General features: G+C 67.5%; 9 protein-coding genes. 7 read left to right on the top strand and 2 right to left on the bottom strand.

Annotation, left to right across the window (positions count from 1 at the left end; genetic code table 11):
- The 3 genes from VGC47_13480 to VGC47_13470 all read left to right on the top strand — a co-directional run.
- On the top strand, positions 1-217 hold a 217-nt coding region (locus tag VGC47_13480; GenBank protein ID HEX9856319.1), incomplete at its 5' end, for a glycosidase.
- Positions 218-808: 591 nt separating this feature from the next.
- Positions 809-1,645 (top strand): SDR family NAD(P)-dependent oxidoreductase, encoded by an 837-nt coding sequence (locus VGC47_13475; protein ID HEX9856318.1) that lies wholly within the window; start codon positions 809-811, stop codon positions 1,643-1,645.
- Positions 1,642-2,283, top strand: coding sequence for a DUF480 domain-containing protein (locus VGC47_13470; protein ID HEX9856317.1), 642 nt, complete (start codon positions 1,642-1,644; stop codon positions 2,281-2,283). The genes VGC47_13475 and VGC47_13470 overlap by 4 nt, the downstream gene beginning before the upstream one ends.
- On the opposite strand, the gene VGC47_13465 is transcribed toward VGC47_13470, so the two are convergent.
- Together VGC47_13465 and cimA are read right to left on the bottom strand one after the other, a co-directional pair.
- A complete protein-coding gene (locus tag VGC47_13465; protein HEX9856316.1) occupies positions 2,269-3,339 on the bottom strand; it encodes a HEAT repeat domain-containing protein in 1,071 nt (356 codons plus the stop codon). The genes VGC47_13470 and VGC47_13465 overlap by 15 nt on opposite strands.
- 4 nt (positions 3,340-3,343) lie before the next feature.
- Positions 3,344-4,924: a citramalate synthase gene (cimA, locus tag VGC47_13460; protein HEX9856315.1), complete on the bottom strand. Its 1,581-nt coding sequence runs from the start codon at positions 4,922-4,924 to the stop codon at positions 3,344-3,346.
- Positions 4,925-5,171: 247 nt separating this feature from the next.
- On the opposite strand from cimA, the gene VGC47_13455 reads away from it, so the two are divergent.
- From VGC47_13455 to VGC47_13440, 4 genes are all read left to right on the top strand, one after another.
- Positions 5,172-6,431, top strand: a complete 1,260-nt coding sequence (locus tag VGC47_13455) for a glycosyltransferase family 87 protein (protein ID HEX9856314.1) — start codon at positions 5,172-5,174, stop codon at positions 6,429-6,431.
- Between the two features lie 180 nt (positions 6,432-6,611).
- Positions 6,612-7,601 carry a tryptophan--tRNA ligase gene (gene trpS, locus VGC47_13450; GenBank protein ID HEX9856313.1) on the top strand — a complete coding sequence of 330 codons (990 nt, stop codon included), beginning with the start codon at positions 6,612-6,614 and terminating at the stop codon, positions 7,599-7,601.
- A gap of 16 nt (positions 7,602-7,617) precedes the next feature.
- Entirely contained in the window at positions 7,618-9,180 is a 1,563-nt protein-coding gene (locus tag VGC47_13445; protein HEX9856312.1) for a 6-bladed beta-propeller, read from the top strand.
- A gap of 76 nt (positions 9,181-9,256) precedes the next feature.
- Positions 9,257-10,756: a 6-bladed beta-propeller gene (locus tag VGC47_13440; GenBank protein HEX9856311.1), complete on the top strand. Its 1,500-nt coding sequence runs from the start codon at positions 9,257-9,259 to the stop codon at positions 10,754-10,756.
- The last annotated feature ends 18 nt before the right edge of the window (positions 10,757-10,774 follow it).

Raw genomic sequence — 10,774 nt, 5'->3', positions numbered from 1 at the left:
GCTTCACCTCGACGACCCTTCTCGCGTGATCGGCGATCTCGGGTCTCCCCTTCTGGAGCCGGCGGAGGACGAGCGCAACGGGTACGTGCCCAACGTCGTGTACTCGTGTGGCGCCATCGTGGAGGATGGGACCGTGGTCATCCCGTACGGCTTCTCCGACCAGGCGATCCACGTGGCCACCGTCGACCTCGAAGAGCTCATCGCCGCGATGACGTGACAGCCGGCTCACTCCGGGCGGTCGTGACCTTCGGCAACGTGGACGTCAGTGAGCTCGAGGCGCCGCTCCACCTGGATGACCTCGAGGCCGGAGATTGTCGACTCGGCGCCTCGATTGTGTTTGGTTGGCTTCTTACGCTCATCCCCCGGTCTCCGGGGGATCGACGAGTGCCGGAGGCCGAGTCGAGGGGGCCGGGCAGTGTGTGGCGGCCAGCTGCCCCCTCGGCTCGGGTCGCAGGGCGACCGCTCGCCGGTCCCCCGCCGAGCGGGAGACAGCGTGGGTGGCCGTCCACACGGTTCGCAGGCTTCTACGCAATCCCCCGGTCTCCGGGGGATCGACGAGTGCCGCAGGCCGAGTCGAGGGGGCCGGGCAGTGTGTGGCGGCCAGGTGCCCCCACGGCTCGGGTCGCAGGGCGACCGCGCGCCGGTCCCCCGCCGAGCGGGAGACAGCGTTTGTATGGCCGTCCCCGTTTGCGGCGTCGGCCACCCAGCGGTCCAGAGCCGAGGTCACCAATCGAACGACGCACCACCAGTGGCGCGCACCGCAGCCTGGAGCCGGAGCGGCGGGCGGAGTGCCTCTAACCTCGGCGCTATGCAGGATCTGGCGGGAAAGGTCGCCGTGGTCACCGGCGGGGCGAGCGGGATCGGGCTGGCGATGGCGCGCCGCTTCGGGCAGGAGGGCATGAGGCTCGTGCTGGCGGACATCGAACGCAGCCCGCTCGAGGCTGCCGCAGCACAACTGGCGGATGCCGGTCACGAAGTGCTCGCCGTGCCGACCGACGTCTCGTCACCCGACTCGGTCGCAGCGCTCGCGGCTGTGACGTTCGAGCAGTTCGGAACCGCCCACCTCGTCTGTAACAACGCCGGCGTGGGCCCTCCTGGGGGCATCCTGGAGACGCCGCTCGCCGAGTGGCGCTGGATCATGGATGTCAATTTCTGGGGAGTGCTCCATGGGGTTCGCACCTTCGTTCCGCGGTTCGTCGACCAGAACGAGGGCCACGTCGTCAACACCGCCTCGGTCGCCGGCCTGCTGACCCAGCCCGGCATGGCTGCGTACAACGTCTCGAAGCACGGCGTCGTCGTCCTCTCGGAGTCGTTGCTCTACGAGATGGAGATGCTCGAAGCCCGGGTCGGCGTGTCGGTCGTGTGCCCGGCGTGGACCAGGACGGCGATCCACGAATCGGACCGCAACCGACCGCCGGGCGCCGAGGGGGCCGCTGGACCGGTGACGGAACGCGTCCGGGCAGCCGCCGATCGCTTGTACGAGCGCTCTCACCGGTCGCCCGGGGAGGTGGCGGAGCGGGTGTTGGAAGCGGTACTGGAGGATCGCTTCTACGTCATCACCCATCCAGGGGTCATGCCGTTCGTCGAACGGCGCCACGAGGACATCCGGTTGCAGCGCAACCCGAGCGTCGAGCAGGGCCTGTGACGGGCGCCACGCTCACGGATGTCGAGGCCAGGGTGATCGGGAGCCTCATCGAGAAGGCGCTCACCACGCCGGACGCCTACCCACTCTCGCTCAACGCCACGACCGTCGCATGCAACCAGGTCTCCAACCGCGAACCGATCGTCGAGTACGACGACGGCCTCGTCGAGGTGACCCTGCGAAGCCTGGCGGATCGGGGCCTCGCCAAGCTCGTCCACCGGCCGGGCGATCGCGTCGTGAAGTACAAGCATGCCGTCGATCGGGTGATCGGCCTCGGGCCCGAGGCGCTCGCCATGCTCGCTGTCTTGTTGTTGCGGGGGGCGCAGACCCCGGGCGAGCTGCGCCAGCGGACCAGCCGCTATGTCTCTTTTCCGTCGCTCGTGGCCGTCGAGGCGGCTCTGGACGACCTCGCTTCCCGCGGCCACGTGACCCGGCTGGCGCGGGTTCCCGGCCAGAAGGAGAGCCGCTACGTGGAGCTCCTCACGACCGGGTCACTCGAGTACGCCACCCTCGAGCAGCCCACGGAAGCGCGAGAACTCGCCGAGCCATCGCTCCGGGCCGAGGTCGTCGAGCTGCAGGCTCAGATCGACGCACTGCGGTCCCGACTCGACCGGGTCTATGGCGAGCTAGGGCTCGAGTAGCACCCGCGCCACCTCGAAGCGCACCTGGAAGTCCGGGTCGGCGCTGAGCCCTTCGAGTCTTTCGCGACTCGGGCTCGGCCCGATCGCACCGAGGGCTCTCACGGCTCGCCATCTCGTCCAGGGGTCCGGAGCGTCCAGCGCATCCTCGAACACGTGGCGGAGCGCCCCGTTCTCCAGGTCGGCGGCGGCGTCGATGGCGGTCCTGCGGACAGTCACCGAACGGTCGTGGCGCCCCCTCTCGACGGCGTCGACGGAGGTGGCGGAGTCTGACGACTCGGTGAGGATCGCAACCGCGATCCGGCGTTCGGCGACGGTTCCTTCCGCCAGGGCGGTACGCAGTCGCTGCCTGCTCTCGGGGTCGTCCGGGTCGAGGAGGTGCAGCTCGACGCCCGCCGAAACCGCCCGCCCGCCCTCACGCATGAGCTCTTCGCGCGTCATCGCGGGTGGTCCCGCCGATTCGGCCGGGAACATCTCGGTCACCAGGCCGAGGACGGCGTCGAGGCGGTTCTCCCACGACGAACCAGCGTCGAGCCCGACCGTGACAAAGGTCCCGGCAACCATCACGTCCGTGACGTCGGGCTCGGCGAGGAGCCGGGCCGCCCGAGCGTCGTCCGTGGTGTCGCCCCGGCGATACCAGACGCCATTGCTCGGGGTGCCCCCGAACGTGAACTTCACCTTCCTCGGGTGAGGCGTCGGCTCCGGGACGACCGGTCCTGTGAACGCCCTGTCGAAGATGGATGCCGTCGCCCCGGCACCGGTGACGTACATCCGGTAGCCGTCCTTCGCCCGGCCGTGCCACATCTGGATCCCGCCGAGCGCCACGTCCCACGGGCCCTCTTGGAGGACGGGATCGACGAGGGCCGCCAGCGCATCCTCGTCTGCTTCGGTCCAGTCATCACGGGAGAAGAACCTCTTGAGCATGCCCTTGTACCGGGGGAGCGACTCCACGGGGAGCTGCATCGCCACGGTCTCCGTGAGGTGCGCCGAAGCCGCCGCCATGAGCCCGCGGGCCGCGACCGCGGCCCGTGCGGCGTCGAGATCGGATGGCCGCTCCATGACGTCAGTCTGGCGCGCCCTGGACCTCTGCGGCGCGCAACAAGCCGACGACGAGGCCCTCGACGACCGCCTGCCACGAGGCGTCGATGATGTTCTCGTGCACGCCGACCGTGCCCCAGGTCTCCCTGCCGTTCGAATGCTCGACGAGGACTCGTACCCGGGCGCTCGTGCCGTCGGATGAATCGAGGTCACGTACCCTGAAGTCGGTGAGCCGGATTCCCTCGATCTCGGGGTATGCCCACGTGAGGGAGGCACGCAGCGCCCGGTCGAGGGCGCTGACCGGGCCGTCGCCTTCCCTGGTGGCGACGACCCGCTCGTCACCGACGTGGACCTTGGTCGTGGCTTCGGCGACGACCTCGCCGCCGTGGTGCTCGATGAACACCCGGTAGGACTCGACGCTGAAGAAGTCCTGCTTCCAGCCCTGGGCCTCCCTGAGGAGAAGCTCGAACGACCCGTCGGCGGCTTCGAATTGGTAGCCGCGATGCTCCAACTCCTTGATGCGGTCGACCACCGCCTGGGCGTCGTCGTCTGTGAGCTCGAGGCCCTGTGCCTTGGCCTTGGCCACGACGGTCGAGCGGCCGGCGAGCTCGGAGACGACGTAGCGCGTCTTGTTGCCGACCTTGGTGGGATCGAGGTGCTCGTAGGCGTCGCTCCTGCGGGCGAGCGCCGAGGTGTGCAGCCCCGCCTTGTGCGTGAACGCCGAGGTCCCGACGTACGGGATGTGCGGATCGAGGGTGAGGTTGACGATCTCGGCGATGTGGTGCGAGACGATCGTGAGGCGTTCGAGGCGGCCGGCGGGAACCGGTTCCAGCCCCATCTTGACCGCCAGGTTCGGGATCACCGAGCACAGGTCGGCGTTGCCGGTGCGCTCGCCATATCCGTTCACGCAGCCCTGCACCTGGAAGACGCCCTCGCGGACGGCGGCGAGCGAGTTGGCGACGGCCATCCCGGAGTCGTTGTGGAAATGGCAGCCGAGGATGGCGTCGCCGAGCGCTTCGCCGACCTCTCCAACGACCTGCTCGACCTCGTGGGCGAGGAAACCTCCGTTGGTGTCGCACAAGACGATGCGCTCGGCTCCGGCGTCCCTGGCAGCGCCGACGACCGCCATGGCGAAGGCGGGGTTGTCACGGTATCCGTCGAAGAAGTGCTCGGCGTCGAAGAAGACCCTGCGGCCCTGGTCGCCGAGGTACGACACCGAGTCGGCGACCATGGCGACGGCCTCGGCGAGGCTTGTCCGCAGGGCGTGCTCGACGTGATAGTCGGACGATTTCCCGACGAGGCAGATCACGTCGGTGTCGGCCGCCAGCAGTGCCGCGAGCTGCTCATCGTCCTCCGGCCTGCGGTTGGCCCGGCGAGTCGACCCGAAGGCGACGAGCGTCGCCGTTTCGAGACTGAGCTCCTTCCTTGCCAACCGGAAGAACTCGTCGTCTTTGGGATTGGCGCCCGGCCAGCCGCCCTCGACGTAAGCGACCCCGAGGTGGTCGAGGAGCTTGGCGACAGCCAGCTTGTCGCGTGCGGTCAACGAGATGCCCTCTTGCTGGGTCCCGTCGCGCAGTGTCGTGTCGTAGATCTCTACTCGTTGCATGGTCATGAGGGGTCCTCGGGTTCATCGGCACGAAGGGGAGAAATGAGAGACCCTCCCGGTGGGGAGGGTCGGTCGGCGCACGCGGCTACGAGGCGCGTGCGCCTACGTAATGACGATGGTCGGCGAGCCGTTCATCTCAGGCGAGTGTGACACCAGCGGCCTGATCCGTCAACCCGGCGCCGAGCCCGCGGCTAAAGGGTCTACCTTGCGGCGACGACCATTCTCGACGTACGCGAGTGGAGAACCAATGGAGCGCCCAGCGGGAGCCGGACATATCGTCGGTATGGCGACGCGCCCCGCCCGGCTGCGCCTCATGCTGCTCATCATCGCCCTCGTGCCTGTGACGGTGTGGTGGATCGAGCGGGCCGTCGACGCACCGGAGAATGGGTGGTTCGAGGGAACGACGACATTCGGCGTTGCCAGCGACTTCAGTGTGTTCTACACGTCCGGCAAGCTCGTCGCCTCCGGCGACATCGGGGCCCTCTACGACGTCGACCGGTTCCAGGCGGCGTTCCTGGAGCACGGGCTCGGGGAACGGTCCGACAACTCCGCTCTCGGCAACCCCCCGGTGCTGGCGCTGGCCGTCGCTCCCCTCACGGTCCTGAGCGTCGAGCGGGCCTGGTACGTGTGGACGGCGCTCGGTCTCGTGCTCATGGCGGCGTCGCTGCGGGTTTTCGGCGCTCCGCGACCGATCGCCCTGTCGCTGCTCGCGCTTCTCACCCTCCCCGTCTACTTCGCGATCACATTCGGCCAGATGAGCCTGTTTGTCTTGGCTGCGTTCGCGCTCGTGTACAAGGAGCTGCGATCGGGCCGGGTGTTCGGAGCCGGCCTGGCGGCCTCACTCCTCATCCTCAAGCCGACGATGCTGGTCGGATTCCTGTTGTGGTGGGCGATCGATGCCCGCCACAGGCGCGCCCTTGCGGGACTGGCCCTCGGGAGCGCCGCGATCGTGGCGGCGTCGCTCCCGTTCGTGGGGTCGGCGTGGCTCGCCTGGCCGCAGGGCGTCGTCGACTTCGCACGGGTCAACACGTCGCACATGGCGCAATGGGGGCAGTTCGCGCCGTTTCGGTTCTTCGGGATCCTCCTTCCCGGGTGGGGGGCGGTGACCGCTGTGCTCGGCGCTGCCGCAGTCATCGGCGGGCTCCTGGTGTTCCGGCGGCTGGCGAAGCTGCACCGACGTGACGTGCACGTCTTGTTCGCCCTGGCGGTGCTTCTCAACCTCTGGTGTTCTCCCCAGGTGCTGACGTACAGCTGGACCCTCCTCCTGGCGGTGGGCGTCGTGCTGTGGTCCCAGCACCCCGAGCTGAGGGCGCCTGTGGCGGTGGCCGGCGCCGCGCTCGGGATCGCCGCTCCGACCTCGGTTTTGCTCGTGACCGAGTTGCTCGACTCGACCGGCTGGGCTCTCCAGCTGGCCGTGCCTGCGCTTGCCCTCTCGACGTGGTTCGTGCTGTGGCTGCCGGCCCGGCGCGGCATCGCAGACGCCCTCGTTGGAGCCCGACCCGTTTGACCCTGTCGGCTCGCCCGGCGCCTCCGGCGCCCCTATCCTCGGCACCGATGGATCGAACCCGCGCGTTCCGGTGGCCCTGGATCGGCTGACGCCTCCAGCGCGCCCGAGACAAACGCCGGAGGCCGTCGAGGCCCCCGGCGTTCTTCGTGGAGGGCTCGCAGAGGACTATCGGAGTGAAGGATGAGTCAGAAGAAACACAAGGTGTTCTCCGGCGTCCAGCCGACGGGCAACATGCACATCGGCAACTATCTCGGGGCGTTCCGAAACTGGGTACGGCTCCAGGACGAGTACGAGACCATCTATTGCATCGTCGACCTGCACGCCATCACCGTGCCGATCGCACCTGCGGACCTGCACGCTCAGCGCCTCGAAGCCGCCAAGGTCCTCCTGGCCGTTGGGCTCGACCCTTCCCGGTCGCTCATCTACATGCAGAGTCAGGTGCCCCAGCACGCCGAGCTCTCGTGGATCCTCGGCACCATGACCCAGCTCGGCGTGCTCAACCGGATGACGCAGTTCAAGGAGAAGTCCGACCGGGTGGGGCCCAACCTCGGCCTGTATTCCTATCCGGTGCTCATGGCAGCGGACATCCTCCTGCACCGCTGCGATCTCGTCCCGGTCGGTGACGACCAGCGTCAGCACCTCGAGGTCACCCGCGATCTGGCGGAGCGCTTCAACAATCGTTTCGGGGAGGTCTTCCCACTCCCGGACGCACTCATCCCCCCGACGTCCGCCCGGGTCATGTCGCTCGCCGACCCGACGTCCAAGATGTCGAAGTCCGAGCCGAACGAGAGAAGCCGCATCCTCATCGTCGACCCACCAGAAGCCATCAGGCAGAAGGTGAAGGCGGCCGTCACCGACTCGGAGCCGACGGTGCGGCTCGACTGGGAGGCGAAACCCGGCTTGTCGAACCTGCTCGAGATCATGGCCGACTGCACGCGGCGGACCATCGACGACCTCGTCGACGAGTACGCCGACGGCGGCTACGGGAAGTTCAAGGAGGCGGTGGCGGAAGCGATCGTCGCCGAGCTGGCGCCGGTGCGGGCTCGCTACCAGGACCTGGACGATGCCGAGGTGGCCCGTCTCATGCAGAAGGGGGCCCTCGACGCTCGGACCCAGGCGGAGGGCTACCAGCACCAGGTGCGCAGAGCGGTCGGCCTCGACAGGGTATGAGGCGTAGAGTCGGGCCGTGATCGGTGGGCAATCGAAGGGACAGCGGGTGCGCCGATCGGTCGTTGCCGGCGGGTTGGCTTTGGCGATCGTGGCCTTGGCGCCGGTCGCCAGCGTGGCGATGTCGGCGAGCGCCCCATCGCCGATCGTCGACCCCGAGTTCGTGCGGACGATCGGCGGACCGGGCGCCGGGATGGGCCAGTTCGCGAATGTGGTCGACGTTGCGGTCGACAGCCAGGGGCGCATCATCGCAACCGACGCGGTGCGGGAAAAGGTCCTCATCTTCAACTCGACGGGGGTGTTCCTCGACGAGATCGGTGAACCGGGGAGCGCCGCCGGTCAGCTGAACATGCCGTTTGGAGTTGCGGTGGCCCCCAATGACGACATCTATGTCGCGGACCGAGGTAACCACCGAATCCAGGTGTTCAACTCGAGTGGCAATCATGTGCGCGCATGGGGCAGCGAAGGCACCGGCAATACGCAGTTCACCCAGCCGAGCGGGATCGCCATCGACTCGCAGAACCGAGTGATCGTCACGGATTTCGAAGCCGACCGGGTGCAGATCTTTCACCTCAATGGCACGTTCATCACCAAGTTCGGCGCCTCGGGTGCCAACCCCGGGCAGCTGAACGGGCCTTTCGGCGTCTCGACGGGTCCCGATGACGAGATCGTGGTGGCGGAGCTCCTCAACGATCGGGTGCAGGTGTTCGACTCGTCGGCGGGCTTCCTGGCGGAGATCGGCGAACCCGGCTCGGGTGCCGGTGCGCTGAACAACCCGATCGGGGTTGTTGTCGACTCGGCTGGGAACGTGTTCGCCGTGGACCGGGGCGACGATCAGATCAACGTGTTCACGCTGGATGGAGAGTTCTTGGGGTCATTCGGCTCATCAGGCACGGGTGACGGCCAGTTCCAGACCCTCAACCTACTGGGTCTCGACCGTGCCGAGGACGTCCTCGTGGCGGATGTTGGCCGCAATGACGTGCAGCTGTTCGATTTTCATCGTTGTTTCGGGTTGTTGGCGACGATCGTGGGGACGGATGGTCCGGACAACCTGGTCGGGACGGCCGGCGAGGATGTGATCTCGGGTCTGGGCGGCAATGACACGATCTCGGGTGGGGGATCGAGGGACTGGCTCTGCGGGGGCTCCGGGAAGGACACGATCGACGGCAACGGTGGGAGCGACCGGATCGATGGTCTGTCGGGTGGCGACGTGTTGGACGGCGGGAGCGGCAACGATCGCGTCTTGGGTGGCTCGGGTGGCGACGAGTTGTTCGGCAAGGCAGGCTCGGATGACCTGTTCGGCGGCGCAGACGCCGATGAGTTGTTCGGCGGCGGAGGCAAGGATTTGTTGGTGGGTGGCAAGCAGGGTGACTTGCTCGACGGTGAGGACGGCGACGACGTGTTGCGGGGCGGGTCGGGCGGCGACGTCTTGAAGGGCCGGGCCGACGACGACGAGCTGCGTGGTCAGAGCGGCGGCGACGACTTGCAGGGCGGTTCGGGTGTCGACGAGTGCATCGGCGGGAAAGGCTCCGACACGGCATCGGCGTGCGAGACCCGCAAGGGCATCCCCTACTGGCTGTGACCGGCAGGCGGCGCCGGGGTGTGGCTGGGTAGAGTGACCCTTTGGTCACCGGGGTTCGACGGACAAGGGAGTGGACGTGAGGAAGCTGGTCTTCGGGGCTGTGTTGGCTGTGGTGATGGTGGTGGTGGCGCCGGTGGCGAGTGGTGCGGGTGCGGTGGGTGCCCCGGGACCGATCGCCGATCCCGAGTTCGTGCGGACGATCGGGAGCCCAGGTTCGAATCCGGGCCAGTTCTCGAACCCGGTGGACGCCACCGTCGACGCGGCCGGACGGATTCTCGTCACGGACTCCGGACGCAACAAGGTCGTCATCTTCAACTCGACGGGGGTGTTCGTCGACGAGTTCGGCGAATCCGGTGCCGGTGCCGGCCAATTCTCGTCGCCCCAGGGAATCGTGGTGGCGCCGAGTGGCGAGATCCTCGTTACGGATGCTGGCAACCAGGTAGTGCTCGTGTTCGACTCGGACGGCGATTACTTGCGTGATATCGGTGCCCCCGGATCCGGCGATGGTCAGTTCGCGTTTCCCGCCGGTATCACCATCGACTCGCAGAACCGTGTCATCGTCGCCGATTTCAGCCAGAACCGCATCCAGGTCTTCGATCTCGACGGCAACTTCCTCGACAAGTTCGGGGCAGTTGGTTCCGGCGATGGGCAGTTCAGTGGGCCGTTCCCGGTCGACGTCGGCCCCAACGATGAGATCGTGGTGGGCGACTACAACAACAACCGGGTGCAGGTGTTCGACTCGACCGGTGGGTTCTTGCGGGTCATCGGTGACACAGGAGCGGGGGCGCTCACGTTCCCGATCGGCGTCGCCGTCGATTCCGGTGGCAACGTGTTCGCCGTCGACCGCACCAACGATCGGATCAAGGTGTTCGACCTGCAGGGCGGCTTCCTGGGTGTGTTCGGGTCGTCAGGAACGGGTGACGGTCAATTCTCCAATCTCAACCTGATCGGGTTGGATGCCAACGAGGACGTGTTGGCCGTCGACAACACACGCGACGATGTGCAGTTGTTCGATTTTCATCATTGTTTCGGGTTCTTGGCGACGATCGTCGGCACCGGCGGCCCGGACAACCTGGTGGGCACGTCGGGTCGGGATGTGATCTCGGGTCGGGGTGGCAACGACACGATCTCGGGGAAGGGTGGCCGGGACTGGTTGTGTGGCGGTTCGGGCAATGACATGATCGACGGCAACGGCGGGAGCGACCGGATCGACGGTCTCTCGGGTGGCGACGTGTTGGACGGCGGGAGCGGCAACGATCGTGTCTTGGGTGGCTCGGGTGGCGACGAGTTGTTCGGCAAGGCAGGCTCGGATGACTTGTTCGGCGGGGCTGGCAAGGATTTGTTGGTGGGTGGCAAGCAGGGTGACTTGCTCGACGGTGAGGACGGCGACGACGTGTTGCGGGGCGGTTCCGGGGGGGACGTGTTGAAGGGCCGGGCCGACGACGACACGTTGCGTGGTCAGGGCGGCGGCGACGACTTGCAGGGCGGTTCCGGGACGGATGATTGTTTCGGGGGCCAGGGCTCCGACACGGCATCGGCGTGTGAGACCCGCAAAGGCATCCCCTACTGGCTGTGACCAGGCAGAAACGGCCGG

It is taken from the genome of Acidimicrobiia bacterium (assembly GCA_036396535.1).
Taxonomy (GTDB): Bacteria; Actinomycetota; Acidimicrobiia; order Spongiisociales; family UBA5794; genus DASWKR01.
This window is presented reverse-complemented; position numbering and strand designations above follow the sequence as displayed.